Source organism: Pseudofrankia sp. DC12, assembly GCF_000966285.1.
GTDB lineage: Bacteria > Actinomycetota > Actinomycetes > Frankiales > Frankiaceae > Pseudofrankia.
Genome location: NZ_KQ031391.1, coordinates 3,114,675 through 3,133,132 on the forward strand (window position 1 = coordinate 3,114,675; position 18,458 = coordinate 3,133,132).

Here is an 18,458-nt window from a genome sequence, read left to right on the forward strand (position 1 = left end):
CGTTAGTCCCAGACCTTCCATGGAGCGCTGCCGGAGTCCCAGAGCGACTGGAGCAGCTTTCGATCACGAATGGTGTCCATGCACTGCCAGAAGCCGCTGTGCTTGTACGCCATGAGCTGGCCGTCCTTGGCCAGCTCCTCCAACGGCTCCTTCTCGAACTGCGTCGAGTCGCCCTCGATGTAGTCGAAGATCTCAGGCTCGAGCACGAAGAATGCGCCGTTGATCCAGCCCTCACCGGTCTGCGGCTTCTCCGAGAACTCGGTGATCCGGTCGCCGTCCATCTCGATGTGGCCGAACCGGGCCGGCGGGCGCACCGCGGTGAGGGTGGCGAGCTTCCCGTGTGACTTGTGGTAAGCGAGCAGGGCGTCCAGGTCGACGTCCGCGACACCGTCACCCCAGGTGAGCATGAACGTGCCCTCGGTGCCGATCCATGGCTGAAGCCGCTTGATCCGGCCACCGGTGTTGGTCTCCAGGCCGGTCTCGACGAGGCTGACGTTCCAGTCCTCGCGCTCGGTCTCCGGCTCGTGCCACTGCACCTTGCCGTCCCGCAACGAGACCGACACGTTCGCGGCCAAGGACGCGTAGTCCACCAGCCACCGCTTGATGTACTCGCCCCGGTAACCGAGCGCGACGGTGAAGTCGGTCAGGTGGAAGTGGGCGTAGTACTTCATGATATGCCACATGATCGGCTGGTTACCGACCTCAACCATCGGCTTGGGCCTAGTGGCGGTCTCCTCCGCGAGCCGAGTACCGAGCCCGCCCGCGAGGATACCAATCTTCATGCTTCCCTCTCGTTCTCCTGGCGATGGGCCCGCGGCCAGCCGGCGGCGTCGGGCGCCGCACGCGGCCGCCGCGTGACGGCCGGGGACCAGCGGGGCTACCTGGCAGCGGCGCCGCTCACCGGGCCAGGCCGGCGGCTCCGCCCAGCCGCGGGAATGACGGCCGTAGTGTGAGCAACTCTCCTCGGATCACAGCTACTCGGCGCCCGCCTACCCGATGTGCGGACCAACCCCCTCGCGCCGCCTACCAGGCCACTTCTTCGAGGGATGCTACACAACGCATTCCAGCGAACATCAGGCGCCCCGCGCCCCTGGCGGGCCCATAGGTCACGCTCGCGGCCTGCCGGGTGGGCCGCCTGAGGCGTCGACGCCGGAACCGATGCGTCGGAACGTGGCGATTCTCTGACCGTTGGACCGTTCGGGGATGTCGGGCAACTGACAGGACACACGCGTCAGCGGCTTGTTAGTGATCAAAATGCTAGATTTGCCGGCATGCGGCCTCGCACGCGCGTGGTAGACGATGTTGAGGCGCCCCACCCCATCGTCGGCACTGCCCCCAGTGGCAGGTCCAGACGGGACGCGATCTGTGAGGGTCCGCTCTCGGGGGCCATCAATGCCGACGAGGCCGAAACACCTCTAGCGCCGCGGGCACGGCTGTTCCCACTGCGGCATCCATCAGAGGCGGTGTCCCCAACCATCCAGTCGTCGTCGCCCCAAACCTTCGGTATGGCGGGATCTGATGTCCGTTCTCCCTCGACGGCCAGTGTCGGCCGTCCTTGCTCCGGTCGTGCTGACGCATGCGCTGCCCACCAGCGCCTCAACCGCGCGTCCCCTCGGCGACGGCGCCGCCGGCCTGGCCCGGTCGCTGGCCGGCGCGCGGTCGGTCGGGCGGGCTCTCGTCGCCACGGCGCGCCAGCGGCTCGGCGCGCCGGCCGAGGCCGCCGAGCGGCCCGGCGACGAGCGCTACGAGGTCGCCAGGCTCGCCAGCCACGCCGAGATCGCCGCGCTGCGCCCCGAATGGGAGCGGCTGTATGAGGCCGGCCACCAGAACCCGTTCAACGACCCAGGCTGGCTGCTGGCGTGGGCCCGCACCTATGTTCCGGTCGACGACGACCTCTGGGTCGTCACGGTCCGTCGCGAGGGCCAACTCGTCGGAGTGCTGCCCTGCTACCTGGCCGCCGTCGGCCGCCATGGGCTGGCCTTCCGCTCGATCCAGCTGTTCGGCTGCCTGATCACGTCCGGGATCACCGAGCTTCCGTCCCCGCTCACGCACCCCTGCGAGGACCCCCGCGGCGTCACCCGCACCGCACTGCGCTACCTGATCGACCGGGCACCCGCCGACGCCCGCGCCCACTGGATCGAGATCACCCTCGACCGCGACGTGCCCTGGCTCGAGGCCCAGTGGTTCCGGCCGGCGTCGGCCGCGGAGCACCCGCCGACGATCATGGGGAAGGCGCCGCGCGCCGTCGTCACCCTGCCACTGCCCACCGCTCCCGAGCCGCTGGTACTCAAGCGGAACGTGAAGGAGTCGGTGCGCCGCGCCCGCAACCGGCTGACCAGGACGGGCAAGCCCTGGTCGGTGCGCGCGGTCACCGGTAAGGAGGAGATCTCCGCCGCCTTCGAGACGCTGCGCCAGTTACACACGGCCCGGTCGGTCCTGACGGGCAAGGAATCGCACATCAACTCGCTCACCGGCCCGGCGGAGCCGTTCCTGCGCGAGGCGGTGGTGGACCTCGCCGGTCGCGGCCGGGCGGCGATCTACCAGCTTGAGCTCGACGGCGAGGTGATCGCCGCCCAGCTGGTGCTGACCAACACGCGGGCGAGCTACCTCTCGGTCTCCGGGCTGACCGCCGAGGCGTGGAGCTACTCGCCGATGGCCCTGATCATCCACACCGTCGCCACCGACGCGATAGCGCGGGGTGCCAGCCGGCTGCACCTGTCCGCCGGCCCGGACGAGGCGAAGCTGCGCTGGAGCGAGCAGGTCGACTACTACCCGCAGTTCCTCGTGGTGCCATCGACGCCGTCGGCGCGGCTGGCCTTCGCGGCGTACTGGCCGCTGTCGGCGGCGCTGCGCTACCGACGCGAGTTCCAGTTTCACACAATTCGCGCCGGCGACTAGCCCAACAGGCAGAAAACTGGTGCAGTCCAGGCTGCGATAGTCTTCTTCTGTCTTCCGTTACGTAAGAATTGAGCCCATGGGGCCCCCCGCCGACACGACCACGACGACCTGGGGTTTTCGGCCTGCCCCGCCGACGCCGCCCGACCCGCGAGGCGGCCGGCGGGCGACGTCGAGGTCCGGTCCGCCGCGCCGAGGGCCGAGAGTGCCCGCGGTACGCACCGCCGCGCTGGTGGCCGCGGCCGTCCTGCTCGCCGCCTGCGGCGGCGGGCACGGGACGCCGGCCGCGCCGGGGACGCTCGAACAGGGTGTGCCGACGGCCGCGCCGTCCGGCAGCCTGGCCACGTACCCCGCGCCCGACACGCCCTACGTCGTCGGCGCCGGTCAGCGTTACACCAGCATCCAGAAGGCGGTCGACGCGGCGCCTGAGGGCGCGACCATCTACATCAAGAACGGCACCTACCGGGAGAGCGTCATCCCCAAGAGCGGGCAGACGCTGCAGGGCGAAAGCCGCGACGGCACCCGGATCGACGGCGCCAACGCAGTCACCGCGTCGTCGTGGCACCGCGACGGCAGGCTCTGGTACTTCACCGACCCGTGGCCGCTGCGCGGCAAGGTGGCCGCACTGTGGGATGGCGTCACCCCGGACATCGACGCGCTGGACACCGACCTGCTGCACCGCGACGACGTCCCGCTGCTGCACAAGGCGCAGCGCGGCCAGGTCGGCTCCGGCGACTTCTGGATCGACTACGACACCCACCGGGTGTACATCGCGGACGACCCGGCCGGGCACCGCTTCGAACTGGCCGTCCGCCGGGTCGGCGTCGGCGACACCAACACCACCGCCACCAACGTCAACCTGGTCAACCTCACCGTCGAGAAGACCGCGACCGGCTTCAACGAGGCCGGGGTCGAGATGAAGACCGGCTGGACCATCAAGGACTGCCTGGTGCTCGGCCATCACGGCCGCGGCATCAACACCGAGATCGACAACACCATCGTCGGGACGATCGCGCCGACCACCGGCTCCTACGGCGGCAGCGGCGACCAGTCGTCCGACCAGCAGGGCCGCTCCGGCTCCATGCAGGTGCTGCTGAACGGCGACCTCGGCATCGGCGGCGACCCGCATCTCGATGCGGCGCCGAACGGCAACAACATCCAGATCAACAACACCGAGATCGGCTGGTCGAACGTCGAGCGCTACTCGTACTGGGACGAGGCCGGCGGGCTCAAGCTGTCCGGCCGGAGCAACGTCAGCCTGAGCGGGGACTGGATTCACGACTCGTACGGCGCCGGTACCTGGTTCGACACCGGGAACAAGAACCTCAAGGTCACCGGCAGCCTGTTCGAGGACAACCTCGCCGCCGGCGTCTGGTACGAGGCGAACGACGGCGGCATCGAGATCACCAAGAACACGTTCCGCCGCAACGGCGACACCGGCCTGGCGATGAACCGCGAGTTCGACACCCGGGGCCAGTACTCGGCGATCTTCCTGTCCGACTCGGCCAACGCCACCGTCGACCAGAACTTCATCCAGGTCGGCACGCAGGGCGGCTTCGGCATCGCGTCCCACTACGGCGGCCGGATCCACCCGGCGCGCTACGCCATCCACGGGAACGTGATCTCGATCGGCATCCCGACGGCGGCCTTCGCCTTCGGCACCGACGGCGACGAGATCGTGTTCACCGACAACAGCGTGCTCACGTGGGGCCGGGTGACCCCGAGCTCGAACCTGTTCAGCCTCGGCGCGGGCTCGTTCACCGCCTGGCAGGCCCAGGGCCACGACACCAACGGCATCATCGCCGCCGTCGCCACCCCGCAGGCGGGCTGAGCCCACCGGCCTGATCCGGCCAGGGCCCCAGCGCCAGCCCCAGCTGGCGGCCCGGGTCTCGGCCGGCCCCGGTCTCGGCCGGCCCCGGTCTCGGCCGGCCCCGGTCTCGGCCGGCCCGGGTCTCGGCCGGCCCCGGTCTCAGGGCCGGGCGTGGCGCAGGGCCAGCACGTCCTCGTAGATCGCGACGAGCTGCTTGGTGACGACCTCGGGGCTGAACGACGTCTCGAAGCGCGTCCTGGCCGCCGCGCCGCGGCGCGCGGCGCTGACGGCGTCCACCTCGGCGAGCGCGGCGGCGAGGTCCTCCGGCTCGGTGCCGGCCGCGCGCCAGCCGACCTCGCCGTCGACGACGGTGCCGACCGAGCCGACCGACGTGCCGACGACCGCGCGCCCGCGGGCGTACGCCTCCAGCACCGTCATCGGGAAGCCTTCGAACCACAGCGACGGGACGGCCACCGCCGCCGACGCGCGCATCAGCTCGCCGACCTGCTCGCTCGGGACCGGCCCGAGGTAACGCACCCCGGGCAGCGCCCGGGCGGCCCGCTCGACCTCGGTGCGCAGTGGCCCCTCGCCGACGATGGTCAGCTCGTCCAGCCAGCCGCCGCCGTGGCGGTGGAAGTGGTCCCAGGCGGCCAGCAGCAGCTGGATGCCCTTCTCCTCCACCAGGCGGCCCGCGAACAGCAGGCCCCGGCCGGGCGCGGTCGCGGGGCCCGGGTCGTGCACGGTGTTCGGCTTGGGCGTGATCTGCGACGCCGCGACGCCGGCGTCACGCAGGTGCTTCGCCATGAACGGCGTGACCGGCAGGAACCGGTCGACGAGCTGCCAGGTGGGCCGGTGCGCGGCCAGCGCCGCCGTCATGACCAGGCTCTGCGACCGCGAGTCGCGGTAGCAGCTGAACTGGATCGCGGGAAGCGGCACCCGCTTCGTCGCGCACTTCGTGCAGATCTCGCCGTCCCGGAAGAACGCGCCGTTGACGCAGGCCATCCGGTAGTTGTGCACGGTCTGGACGACCGCCACCCCGGCCGCGTCCGCGACCCGGACGACCTGCGGCGAGATCAGCGGGTACGGGTTGTGCAGGTGCAGCACGTCGATCCGGTCGTCGCGCAGGATCTGGGCGACCTTGGCCGTGTCCTCACGGGAGTAGAGCGGGCGGACCAGCAGCTCAGCCTTGGCCGCGCCGGTCAGGCCACCGATCTCGTCGCTGGACCGGATGTAGGCCCGAACGTCGACGCCGGCCGCCCGCAGGTTCTCCAGGTCGTCGTTCACGACCCGGCGTTCCCCGGACGGGTTGGCGCTGACGTAGTCGTTGTGCACCACCAGCACGCGCACAGCCGTCACCTTCTCCCTGGGCGCGGGGCTCCCGCGGAGAGCGCGGCCGGCCGACGTAGCGGCGGGCTTTCCGGGCCGGAGCTGCCCGGCTCGGGCAGGGTCTCGACGCCTGGAACGGAACCGCCACGGGAGGCGTAGCGGCGCTGCGCCGGGATCGGCGCCGGTTCCAGGTCCAGCGCCGGCCGGTCGTGGGCCATCCCGGCCAGCGCCCGCTCCAGCCGGGCCGGCAGCCTGCGCCCGTCCCCGCCGCCCAGCCGCATCAGCGGCGCGAGGCACATGCCGAGCGTCAGGTAGCAGGCGGCCGCGCCGAACGGCGACTCCAGGAACGGCTCGAACTGGGACGCCGTCACCATCAGTGCCATCAGCGCCAGGCCGACCGGGTTCCCGGTCCGCTTGTAGACCGTCCACAGCTGCCGGGCGATCGCGTAGAAGAGCAGCGCCATCAGCGCGACGCCGACGAAGCCGGTGTAGCCGATCGAGTAGAAGATGATGTTGTGGGGGCTGCGGACCGTAGTGTCGACGTTGCCCGGCGGCGCGAGCGTCTGCAGGTTGAACCCGTAGCCGTGGCCGAAGAAGAGGAAGGTCGGGTCGCTGGTGGCGCTGTGCCAGATGCCGTGCCACCACGCCTGGCGGAACTGGGCGGTGCCGTTCGCGCCCTCGACCCGGTCCGCGCTGGTGAACTGGCTCGCGAGCTCCGGGTCCACCGAGCCGACGGCCCGGCCGATGACGTCGGTGGGCCGTACGGCGCCACCGCGGTCGGTCGGGCCGGGAATCTTGACGTTGATGATCGTGATGACCGTCGCGAAGACCAGGATGACGCCGAGACCGGCCGCCAGCCGCCGGTACTGCCTGGTCAGCACGCAGTAGATCACCAGCGAGACGATCAGGGCCAGCCACTCGGCCCGGATCTGATGCCCGAACAGGACGGCCACGTTCAGCAGCACCAGCGGGATCAGCCACTTGCTGCGGCGGTGGTAGACGACCAGCCCGAGGATGGCCATCGCCGCGTTCGTCAGGCCCAGGTCGAACAACGGCGCGCCGGGATTGCCCGGCACCGTGACCTGCAGCTTGTTGAGAAAGACCGCGTAGGCGATGCCATAGGTCGCGTTGCCCCAGGCCAGCGCCCAGACCAGCTTGCTGAAGATCTTCGGGTCCCGGACGCCCATCCACATCCCGAAGGAGAGGAGAACCGGGTAGTAGTACAGCTGCAGCGACTTGAGCAGGGTGGTCGAGCTGCCGCCGTCGAACAGGCCGCGGATGGTCTCGGCGACGCCGTAGCAGAAGAACACCATCATCGCGACGGCGAGCAGGTGCAGCCGCCCCGCCCGGCCGGCCTGGCGCAGCAGGCCGGCGAGGTACGTCCGGGTGGGACTGAAGATCACCATCGTGATGATGGTGATCTCGCTGATGTACAGGTTGATCGGGGCGATGCCCAGGTACGCGAACCCGCGCCCGCAGAGCACCATGCCGAAGGTGACGAACAGGCCGTACATCGTCATCCGTCGCGCGGCCCGCTCGGCCGCGGGCATCCCCATCCGCCGGACCGCGGAGTTGACCGATCCGCGCATGGCGGCCGGCCGCGGCGCCCGCCGCCACCGCCGGCCCAGCCACATGCCGGGCCTGGTGCGCGGGCCGGACCCGGCCCGCGCACCCAGGCCGCCGGCGGGCAGCGACAGCCCGGCGGCTGGAGCCGTCATACCCCGGATCCGACAGACGGCTTGTTGTACCGGTTGCCGCCCTGACCGCTGGATCCGCCGGATAGGCCAGCCTTCCTGGCGGCCGGCTGTGCGGCTCGCCGCTTCCCGGCACCAGTGCCGCCACGCCGCGGCGAGCGGGTGAAGAAGTAGCCGCGCACCGGCAGGCTCAGCAGACTGATCCGCTTCGCGAACTCCTCGGTGACCCGGATGTCCGCGCCGAACGGGATGATCGCGACGGCCGCGTCGGCCTGCTTGGCCAGCGCCGTGCCGGCCGCCCGCTCCAGCACCGCCGGGGCGTCGATGAGCACGAGGTCGAACCGGCGGCGGACCTCCTTGAGCACGTCGCCGATCGCCTCGGGGTCGAACGTGACCGGGCGCCCGTCGTCGGCAAGCCCGGGCGGCAGGATGAACAGCTTGCCGGGCACCTGCTCGACGAGGCGGATACCCTCCTCGGCGCTGATCGAACCGTGCAGCACGTCGGCCAGCCCGACCCGCTCGGACGGCACCCCGAGCAGCCAGGACAGGCCCTGGCCGTCGAAGTTGGCGTCAATGGCGAGGACCCGCTTGCCGGACCTCGCGGCGGTGACTGCGAGGTTGGCCACCGTCACGCTCTTCCCGTCCCCGGAGGTAGCCGAGATCACCGCGTACGTCTGGCCGGACTCCAGCGCGTCCGCGGCGAACCGAAAACCCTCGGCGGCTGCCGATCGCTCACCGTCGAAGGCGGGGAGGTCACTCGGCAGGCGATCCAGCGTGAAGTCGGGGATCTCGGCGAGGAACGGCCGCTCCAGCAGGAGCTCTGGCTCCAGGCGGTTCTCGATCCGAGGCCGCCGGTTGACGGTGAAGTACGCGAGGGCCGCGCCGACCAGCAGGCCGAGCACCACGCCGAGCAGACCGAAGCGGATGGCCGCGGACTTGGAGGCACTGCTCGGCACGGCCGCCGGTGAGCTGTCGACGATGCCGGTCAGGGTGACGGCGCTCTTGCCGGTCGCGGCCGACCACTGCGAGTACAGCTGGCTCAGTACGGCCTGCTGCGGAGAGCCGGCGGCACGAGCGGCCGGGTCGGTGTTGATCTGCGCGGTCACTGTGGCGATCGCCTTGCGGAGTCCGTCGATCTCGTTCTTATTGGCATCCGAGGCGATGGTCGTCACGACCGCCTTGTACGCGTCAACGAGCGCGTTCGCGCCGGCCTGAGCGATCTCCGGGCTGGAGTCTCGGTAGGAGACCGTGATCAGGTCACTGTTCTGGTCCAGCGAGACCGTCAGATGCTTGCTCAACTGACGACCGGTCAGGTGCGCACTCGGGAACTGCTTGTTTACCCCTGCCGCGGCCACGTCCGCCGTCTTCGGCATCTTCATGATCGATGCCTGGTTCGCCGCGTAGTGGGCGTCGGGGTTGCTGGCCGAAGGATCCTCCACCAGGATCGACGCCTTGGCCGTGGCAGCACCGGACGTCTTCACCCCGATGGCGATCCCGACCGCACCCAGCAGCACGACACACACCAGGACCAGTCCACGCCGGCGGCTCATCGCGCCGAAGACGGTCGGGGCGAACGGTGAGACCTCTAGTGCATCCATGATCTTCCCGGTGGTTAGGGCGGCCAGCGCGCGGGACAGGGATCATCGCGTCTCGAACCTGGAGAGGGCCCGAAGGACACGCCGGTCGATATGAGGGTCTCAGGTTACATCGACCCCACATCCGGTCCGCCGGGACGTAAGCCCGCGACGGCACCCGAGCCGGCTACGCGCCTGATTCTCCACAGAACGCGACCGGCGGCCAGAGGCTGGTGACATTGGGACGACGAGGAGCTAGCCCGAACGTCAACGAGAGAACGCCGGGACCACGGTCCCGTTGGTCACGCCACCCCGTTCGGGCGTGTCAGCATTGCGAAGTCCCGCAACCGTCCAGTAACGGTAGCGTCAGCACTATCCCGCGACGATCAGGTCCACGGAACCCGACCAGAGCGCTATCCAGTGACGAGAAGGCCCGTGGGACCCGGCTACCGGGCCGCCTTGACATAGATCTCGTCGAGAAGGTCCGGCAGCCGCTCGACGCTGAACCGCCGGTCGGGTTCGAGCGGGCCGGGGCAGTCACGCAGGGCGCGGGCCAGCGCGCCGACCACGTCGCCGTACGGGCGGACCCGGACACCCCGCTGCCCCATCCCGAACCGGCTGACCTCGCCGACCTGCATGGCCGGGCCGCCGATGTCCAGGCAGATCACCGGACGACCGAGCGCGAGCGCCTCGGCGACGATCCAGCCGGCGCTGTCGTGCATGGATGGGAACAGCAGTACGTCACTGCTCGCGAGCGCCGCGAGTACTTCCTCCCGCGGCCGCTGACCGTGCAGCGTCACCCGGTCGGTCACGCCGAGCCGCTCGCAGGCCGCGCGGATCTGCTCCTCGTCCGGCCCGGCTCCGTAGATGTCCAGTGTCCAGCCGTCCGCGTGCGCCCGCGCGATCGCCGCGACGGCGAGCCGGACGCCCTTCCACGCCAGCAGCCGGCCGGCGAAGACAGCGCGCCGCTGCGGCTTGGCCCCGCCTGGTGCCTCGGGACGCCCGACCTCGACGGCGGTGGCCTCCGGGTGCGCGCCGGCGGGCGCGCGGTCGGGGCCCGGCCTGGTGCCGTGTCCCGGAGCCGCGGCGGGAACCGGAAGCTGGTCCAGGTGCAGGGCGATGTTCGGCTCGACCCGCGGGTGCGCCCGGCGGAACCGGCGGGCGACGTCCTCGTTCGCCGCGAGCATCACGCTCGCCCGCCGGGACAGCAGCTCACCGCAGGCGACCCGCCCGGCGGCGGTGATCACTCCACGCGCGACCTCGACGGCGAACTGCTTGTCACCGAGCTGTTCGCGGAACTGGGACGGCAGCGGCGCCGTCCCGCCAACCGGGCCCCAGACGAATGGGACGTCGGGCAGCACGACACCCGACGGCATCCAGTCCGCCGCGTACGTGATGTGGTGGGTGATGTCGAAGCCGATCTCCGCGTGCTTGGCGCGGACCGCCCGGCGCAGGAAGTACTGCCAGGCCGCGTAGCGCATCCGCTCGCCGCGGCCGAAGTCGCCCGGGTAGTTGGCCCACGCCGGCGCCGGGACCTCGACGGCCGTCAGCCGCAGCTCCGGCTCGGCGCGCACCGCCGCCCGGATCGGCTCGATCCAGGAGGGGTCGGTGAAGACCCACACGTCGTGGCGCAGCGCCGCGGCACGGGTCCACTCCCAGCCGGCGCCCGGCTCGGAGCCACCCCCGGGACCGCAGGCAAATGCCCCGATCGCGACCTTCACCTTCGGCCATCCTCCCTTGAGCCGACGCCACCGGCGCCGGTTCCCCTCCGCGCGGGTGCGGGCAGCCATCCACCATCCCGCCGTGCTGGCGGCTCCGGGAGGCGGCCGCCCGGTGACGACCTACAGCCGGTGCTCGGCGCTCGACTGCTTGTTGCCGATGCCGAAGTAGTTGTGCGGGCCGGGCACCAGCAGCTTGCGGAACTTGTCCGGCTGGACCGCGAGCACGCCGACCGCGGCGTAGCACTGCGCCCGCTCGACCGGCGGGAAGGAGTGCCGGTCGATCGCGTCGATGTACCCGCGGATCATGTTGGAGACCGGGGGCAGCACGCTCTTCTTCGCGTCCGGGTTGCTCCACTTGGCCTTCTGCCAGACGCTCATGTTGTTCGAAGCCCCCGAGTGCGAGCGCCGCTGCCACAGCGGCTCCTCGACCACCCGCCAGGTCCCCAGCAACGCCATCTCGGCGAGGATCACCCGGTCGGTGCCGTAGAACTTCTGCTGCATCGCGGTGCTCAGCAACACCTCGCGGCGCATCAGCCCGAAGATCTCGAAGCACCACTTCGTGTGCAGCAGCACATCGCGGAACCGGACGTGCGGGTAGGGGGAGCGCAGCTGCCGGGTGGCGATGTTCGGGTCCGGGCCGTCGACGTAGGTGCCCTTGTCGTCGACGAAGCCCACCCCGTCGCCGGCCGGATGCAGCGGCTTGCCGTCCTCGTCGATGTACGAGGCGAAGGAGTGACACAGGACCGCGTCGTCGTCCCTGCTCAACAGGCCGTACGTCTTTTCCAGGTACTCCGGCGACAGGGTGTCGTCGTCGGCGGCCCACCGGTAGTAGGGAGCCCGACTGAGCCGGACGACCTCGTTGAAGTTCGCGTTCGCGCCGATGTTCTCCTCCTGGCGCACGTAGCGAACCCGCGAGTCCTCCTTCGCGTACCCGCGGCAGAGGTCCTCGGTGCCATCGGTGGAGGCGTTGTCCGAGATCACCAGCTCGAAGTCGCCGAAGGTCTGCGCGAGGTGCGACTCGATGGCCGAGCCGAGGTAGTCAGCGCCGTTGTACACCGGAATCCCGATGCTGACCTCAGGTACCCGGGATTCCTTCATCGCAGCGTCTCCGTCTGTCGAACATCCGTCTGTCGGACATCAGGGCCGAGCCTGGGCGGGCCGAATCGCGCTCCGCCCGCGGGCACGGCGAGGCCTTCTATCCGGGAGCCCCGTCCCTGCCAGCCTAGAGCCTCCGGCTGTGAGCCAGTTAGGAGGCCCGTACACGCCGGTGTCATCACGGTGTGAAATCTTTCATGTTCAGAGGGTGGGTATTGCTGATTTCTCAGGACGGGCCTCGCGCCCCGCCCGGGCCGCGTCCTCACGACACGCCAACAGGGGTCTGTCAGCGGCCTCGGTCGAACACGTCAGGCCTGCGCAGGCCGGACCCACCGCTGGAATGCCGGCCCCGCCCGCGCCGCGCCGCCGGCGTGGGCTGCTCCGGCTCTGGCTCCGGCCGCGGCGCGGGCGCCGGCGGACGCGGGTCCGCCTGGGAGGCCGCTGGCGCGGGCCTCGGCTGACGAGGCGTCGGCGGTGCCGGCATGGGTGCGGGAGGCCTCGTCGCCCGGCGGGCAGGAACCTCGGCCGGACCGGGCCCGGCGGCGGGCCCCCGGCCTGGTACCGGCCCCGGCGCGACGGGACGCGACGGGACGGGCATCGCGGGACGCCCCGGTCCAGCAGCCGGGCGGCCCGGCGACACCGGACCAACCGGTCCCGGCACCGCCGGAGGGGCCGGGACCGCCAGGCTCGCGGTCGCGGCGGGCTGCGCGGGACGCCGGAACTCACGGACGATGACCGCCCCGTTGACGACGTACATCGCCAGGAGGGTCGCCCCGGCACCCCAGATCAGGGCGAACGAGCCGAGGGCCTTGGCGGTCGCCGCGACGGCGATGCCGGACACGACGACGGCCACCAGGCTCGCGACCGACGCCGCCCGCGCGCGGCCCGCGGCGTTCGCGATTGTGATCAGTACCAGGACGCTGTAGCCGGCACCCTCGGTGACGATCGTCCAGGGCAGCAAGCCGTGTACCCGATAGGCGGGCTTCTGGAACCTGGGAAGCGGGTTGAACGGCCATTCAAAGCCCACCAGCAACGCCCACCCCAGGATGGCGACCGCGACCAGGCCCCAGAAAAGCAGACAGATCTTGATCAGCCTGCGGACGGACCGGTTGTGCGCCGCTTCCATGATCTCCGGGTTGAGCACGGCAAGCAGCCCGATGACCAGCACGGTGACCGGCTGGGCCAGGACCCGGGCCCCCTCGCCGCTACCGACGTCCGCCTGGCCGGACAGCGCCGTCAGGAGCGCGAAGTTGAGGAACGGGCCGCTGGCCGACAGCACGTTGCCCACCACGATCCAGCCGCCCATGGAGACGAACAGGGTTCGCAGCTTCAACAGCATCGGCGCCCGGTGGCCGGGCTTGGCCTTCCACAGCCCGAACGCCCCGGAGACGAAGTTCGCGACCGCGAGCGCGCCGAACGGCACCCAGGCCGGCGGCACGTGCGCGACCTTGGCCGTCACCAGTCCGAGCGTGACGGCCAGCACCTGTACAAAGGAGGTCGCGGCCGCGGTCCAGGACATTCCGGCCTGGTGCAGCATCCGCCGGATGTGGTCCTGCATCGGCGAGGCCACCGCGACCAGGGCGGCCGTCACGGCGAACCCGACCCGGGAATCGGCCGACTGCCCGTGCGACGGAATGATCAGGACCAGTGGCACCAGCAGCGCCGCCAGGACGGCGGGCGCCATGCCCAGCTGCAGCGACTGTGGCAGCAGCTGCACCCGCCTGTGCCGGGCCGCGACACCCGCCGACGTGTACTCGACCGGCGAGAAGACGATGCCCGTCGGGATGACCGACACGGCGATGAAGGCCGTGTAGAAGAGCCCGTACGTGCCCAGCATCGTGGGTAGGAAATACTGCGCGAACACGCCCATCATGAAGCTGCCCAGCGACGACAGGCTGGAGTCGACGAGGCCGGCCGGCACCCGGCGTAGCAGCGACGGCGCCTGCGGCTCCTCGGGGGGCGGCGTCGGTGCGGCCCCCGTCAGCTCCTCACGAAGCGGGATCGGCACCGGGCCGGTCTGGAACAGCAGCGAGCCCGGGGGCATCGCCGAGCGCGACATATGCATGGTCGTCTCGGCCACCAGCGGGTCGGCGAGCAGGGCGATGCGCCCTTGCCTGCCGCCTGGGAGGTCCCGGCGGGAGATCCGCATCGTCGTCTCGGCCGGGTTCGGCTCCGCCAGGGCACGGTGACCGACAGGCCTGGTGGCCTGAGTCGCGCCTCGGTCAACCGCTGGGCGGTCGGCTGCCGCCCGGTCGGCCGGTGCTCGGCCGGCCGGAGGCGTGGCAGGCCGTCCGTCGGACGCGGCTCCCGTGATCTTGCGACGGTCGAGCAGCTCCGTGCTGTCCGGCGGCGGTGCCTTCGGCACGCCGACGCCGCGGCTCGTGACAGCCGCAGGGTCATCGACGGTGTCCCGCCGCGTCACCCTCGACCGGTCGACCCTGGCCGTCCGTTCCCCAGCCGGCCCGGCGGCGTCGGAGGCGGGCCCGGCCACGCCGCGCCCAGGAGCCGCCGGATCCGCCGTGCCCCGGCGTTCCAGCCGCGCACGGTCCACCTTGGTCGTCCGCTCCCCGGCCGGCGAGGCGCGGTCCGGCGGGGCCGGATCGACGGTGTCACGCCGCTCGGTCCTGGGCCGCTCGACCCGGGTCGTGCGCTCCCCCGGGTCCTCCGCGCGCTGGGACCCACGTGACGGAGTGGGTGCATAGACCGACGGTGGGGACGAGGCGGGTGGCTCGGCTGGGCCGCGGCCTGGGCGTGGCACCGTCGTCGTCTCGTCGACCGCCACGCGGACCGCCGCGCGCGAGTAGACCGAGGGAGGAGACGGCGGAAGGACCCGCCCGGGCGGCAGCTTGATCGTCTGACTGTCGTCGCCGGCCCCGCCGGAACCTTCGGCACGCGTCTCGCCACGTCCTGGGTCCGTCCGCCGACGCGGAGGAACACCATGCGACGCTTCCGGCTCGACCGGTGACGAGGAGTGTTCGCGGTCGCCCGGCGTCTCGCTGCGCCCCCTGGCGGCCTCATCGGCCTCGCCCGTTTCCGGACCCGCCTCGGGGCCACTCCCAGCGTCGCTCATCACCCTCACTCACCGAGTCGTCAGCGCATTATCCCAGTCCGCCGTTACGGAAAAGTTGACGTCGTCCGATAGCCGCGTCCCGACGATACGGAGAGCGACAGGGGTGGGGAATTCCCCACCCCTCACGGTGGTACTCCCACGCGCGGCCGGTTCCGCTGGCCCCACCCTGGATCCGCCGGTCCACTCCAGTGACCACGACCTCGCGTTCCGGGACCGTCGAGGCATGCGTACACGACAGCCGGACGCCGCCGTGGCAGCCACCGACCCGGCTTCCGAGCCCACCGACCTCGACGCCACCCCGGGCGCGGGCGGCTCCGGCCGTCCCGGGTCCCCAGGCGTCCCGACAGCAGCCCTCCCGACAGCCGGCACCCACCGCCGCCGCTCCCGCGGCGGGCACCTCGCCGCCCGCGCGGCCCGGTGGAGCGTCCGGCACCGCAAGCTCGCCGTCGCCGGGTGGCTGCTCGCCGTCGTCGCCCTCGTCATGGCCGGCAGCCTGATCGGCACCAGGAACCTCAAGCAGTCGGACTGGACCGTCGGCCAGGACGGCCAGGCCCAGCAGGCCCTGCGCGACCACGGCTTCGTGGACCGGGACAGCGAGAACGTCCTGATCCAGCTGGCGAGCCGGCCGGCCGGCGGCCTGGCCGCGGACCAGCAGGTCCAGGCCGCCGTGACCGACGTCGTCCGGCGGATCGTCGCGACGCACGAGGTGACGGCGGTGCGCACGCCGATCGCCACACCCGGCGCGACGGCCGACCCCGGTCTGATCTCCGCCGACGGCCGGTCCGTTCTGGTCACCTTCGAGCTGCTCGGCACGGTCGACGACGCGGACAGCCGCGTCGGGCCGGTGATGGACGCCGTCACCGCCGCGGGCGCCGCCCACCAGGGCCTGTCGATCGAGCAGTTCGGCTCGGCGAGCGCGGACAAGGCACTGAACAAGACGATCGGCAAGGACTTCCAGCGGGCCGAGTACCTCTCCGTCCCGATCACCCTCGCGATCCTGCTCCTGGTCTTCGGCGCGGTCGTCGCCGCGCTGGTCCCGGTCGGCCTGGCGCTGACCGCGTTCGTCGGCGCGATCGGCGCCGTCGCCTTCACCAGCCGGCTGATGGCGACCAACCAGACCGCCACCTCGGTGATGCTGCTGATCGGCCTGGCAGTCGGCGTCGACTACGCGCTGTTCTACATCCGCCGGGAACGAGAGGAGCGCGCCAAGGGGCACAGCGCTCGGCGGGCGCTGGAGATCGCGGCTGAGACATCCGGGCACGCCGTCCTCGTCTCCGGCCTGACGGTCGCGGTCTCGCTGGCCGGCCTGATGATCACCGGGATGGCCGCGTTCACCGGGATCGCGGTGGGCACGATCGTCGTCGTCCTGATCGCGCTGCTCGGCTCGATCACCGTGCTGCCGGCGCTGCTGTCGATGCTCGGCGACCGGATCGAGCTCGGCAAGCTGCCATGGCACCGCGCCGCCGCGCCGGGCAACCGCCGGGAGCGCAAGGCCGCCCGGCTGGCGGCCAGCGCGGCCCGGCGGTCCGGCCTCCCCGCCGACTGGGAGGCCGAGGAGGAGCGCGCACAGCTCGCCGCCGCTGCCGCGCCGCGCCCGGCCCGCCGCCGGCAGGGCCGCCCCGACCGGGTGCGGCTGCTCGACCGGCTGATGCGCAGGCCGGTGGCCGTGGCCGTCGTCTCCGGCGGTCTCCTGCTCGCGCTGGCCGCGCCGACCCTGCGGCTGCACACCTCCGACCTGGGCGTCTCGGACCTGCCGAAGGACCTGCCCATCGTCCACACCTACGACCGGCTGCTGGTCGCGTTCCCCGGCGGCCCGGTCCCGGCCGTGATCGCCGTGACAGCGCCCGACGTCACCGCCGCTCCGGTGAGCGCCGCGATCCAGGAGCTGCGGACCCGGGCGGTCGCCGCGCACGTCGGCTTCGAGCCGATGGTCGTCGACATCAGCGCGGACAAGAAGGTGGCCCGGGTGATCCTTCCGCTCGCCGGCACCGGTGACAACCGGGCGTCGATCGACGCGGCCCACCAGCTACGCGACAACCTGGTGCCCACGACGATCGACAAGGTTCCCGGTGCGCACGCCTACGTCGGCGGCGAGGCCAGCGCCTCAATCGACTTCAACGACCAGCTGTCCAGCCGCACCCCGCTGGTCATCGGGTTCGTGCTGCTGCTGGCCTTCGCGCTGCTGTACCTGTCGTTCCGCAGCGCGGCCATCGCCGGCGTCGCCGTCGGGCTGAACCTGCTGTCAGTCGGCGCGGCCTACGGCGTGCTCGAGCTGGTCTTCCAGCACCACTGGGCGGACGGGCTGCTCGGCTTCACCGCCACCGGCAGCGTCGTCAGCTGGCTCCCGCTGATGCTGTTCGTGATCCTGTTCGGGCTGTCGATGGACTACCAGGTCTTCCTGCTCTCCCGCATCCGGGAGGCGCGGCAGTCCGGGCTGGACATGCGGGCCGCGTCGCTGGCCGGCCTGCGCAGCAGCGCCGGCGTGGTCACCAGCGCCGCGATCATCATGGTCGCCGTCTTCTCGATCTTCGCGACGCTGTCCCAGGTGAGCATGAAGCAGCTGGGCGTCGGGCTGGGCACCGCGATCTTCCTGGACGCGACGGTGATCCGGGTGTTCCTGATGCCCGCCCTGCTCACCATGCTGGGCGACCGCGTCTGGCGCCCCCGCGCGGGCGGCACCGGCAAGCTCCCGGCCGCCGCGCCCTCGGGCGGCGGAATCCCCGCCCAGGGCGCGCGGATCGCGAGCCACACCGGCTGACCCGTCCCGCGGCGCCCCGGTCCCGGCGCCCCCGTCCCTGCGTCCCGCAGTCGTGCCGGCTTCGCCAGTCCCCCGCTGGCGGAGCCGGCACCTTTGCATTGACGGCTCCAACCGTCCTCGCCCCTTCCCTTCCGCCCCTTGGACACTCGCCGTCGATCTTCATTGCGCCCGGCCCACGCCAGATTCCCCACGCAAACGCAGATCTTCAGGCGGTATCGAGCCACCAGAGGAGCCCTGATCGCGAACTGCGCAGGGATAAAAGGCACAAACCGGGGCACAGGACGCCATTTTCCCTACGCAGTTCGCGATCATGATCTCCAGGAGCGGAACAGGCCACCTATGATCACCGGTTGGGTCGGGAAAACGGCGCTCCAGCCTGATCCATGAGACGGGAGTAAGGCCGGCGAGGTTCGCCCGGGTCGCCCCGCAGACCATGATCGCGAGTCCGGTCTGCAATAGGTGCGATCAGGCCGGATCGGAACCACCAGTTGGCGACATGGGAATCACTTTGCGGG

Annotated in this window: 10 protein-coding genes; 3 read left to right on the forward strand and 7 right to left on the reverse strand. The window is 71.4% G+C overall.

The genetic code is table 11. From position 1 onward, the window contains the following. Nucleotides 1-2: 2 nt before the first annotated feature. The gene (gene rfbF / locus FRADC12_RS12365; RefSeq protein ID WP_045876757.1) at nt 3-782 is read right to left on the reverse strand and encodes a glucose-1-phosphate cytidylyltransferase; all 780 of its coding nucleotides are present in this window, start codon (nt 780-782) and stop codon (nt 3-5) included. A 784-nt stretch (nt 783-1,566) separates the two neighbouring features. On the opposite strand from rfbF, the gene FRADC12_RS12370 reads away from it, so the two are divergent. Further along, nucleotides 1,567-2,898 (forward strand): GNAT family N-acetyltransferase, encoded by a 1,332-nt coding sequence (locus tag FRADC12_RS12370; RefSeq protein WP_198152877.1) that lies wholly within the window; start codon nt 1,567-1,569, stop codon nt 2,896-2,898. 202 nt (nt 2,899-3,100) lie between these two features. After that, nucleotides 3,101-4,726: a right-handed parallel beta-helix repeat-containing protein gene (locus tag FRADC12_RS12375; RefSeq protein WP_045876759.1), complete on the forward strand. Its 1,626-nt coding sequence runs from the start codon at nt 3,101-3,103 to the stop codon at nt 4,724-4,726. Nucleotides 4,727-4,864: 138 nt separating this feature from the next. On the opposite strand, the gene FRADC12_RS12380 is transcribed toward FRADC12_RS12375, so the two are convergent. The 6 genes from FRADC12_RS12380 to FRADC12_RS12405 form a co-directional block, all read right to left on the reverse strand. Next, the gene (locus FRADC12_RS12380; protein WP_045876760.1) at nt 4,865-6,052 is read right to left on the reverse strand and encodes a glycosyltransferase family 4 protein; all 1,188 of its coding nucleotides are present in this window, start codon (nt 6,050-6,052) and stop codon (nt 4,865-4,867) included. Between the two features lie 5 nt (nt 6,053-6,057). Next, the gene (locus FRADC12_RS12385; RefSeq protein WP_045876761.1) at nt 6,058-7,749 is read right to left on the reverse strand and encodes an O-antigen ligase family protein; all 1,692 of its coding nucleotides are present in this window, start codon (nt 7,747-7,749) and stop codon (nt 6,058-6,060) included. Continuing rightward, nucleotides 7,746-9,323, reverse strand: coding sequence for a tyrosine-protein kinase family protein (locus FRADC12_RS12390; RefSeq protein ID WP_045876762.1), 1,578 nt, complete (start codon nt 9,321-9,323; stop codon nt 7,746-7,748). Before FRADC12_RS12390 ends, FRADC12_RS12385 begins: the two co-directional genes overlap by 4 nt. A gap of 422 nt (nt 9,324-9,745) precedes the next feature. Beyond that, nucleotides 9,746-11,020, reverse strand: a complete 1,275-nt coding sequence (locus tag FRADC12_RS12395; protein WP_045876763.1) for a glycosyltransferase — start codon at nt 11,018-11,020, stop codon at nt 9,746-9,748. Nucleotides 11,021-11,140: 120 nt separating this feature from the next. Then, a complete protein-coding gene (locus tag FRADC12_RS12400) occupies nt 11,141-12,118 on the reverse strand; it encodes a glycosyltransferase family 2 protein (RefSeq protein WP_052710873.1) in 978 nt (325 codons plus the stop codon). 283 nt (nt 12,119-12,401) lie between these two features. Further along, nucleotides 12,402-14,897 carry a hypothetical protein gene (locus FRADC12_RS12405; protein ID WP_157488827.1) on the reverse strand — a complete coding sequence of 832 codons (2,496 nt, stop codon included), beginning with the start codon at nt 14,895-14,897 and terminating at the stop codon, nt 12,402-12,404. Nucleotides 14,898-15,408: 511 nt separating this feature from the next. Between FRADC12_RS12405 and FRADC12_RS12410 the strand changes: the two genes are divergently transcribed. After that, a complete protein-coding gene (locus FRADC12_RS12410; protein WP_045876765.1) occupies nt 15,409-17,943 on the forward strand; it encodes an MMPL family transporter in 2,535 nt (844 codons plus the stop codon). Nucleotides 17,944-18,458 lie beyond the last annotated feature (515 nt).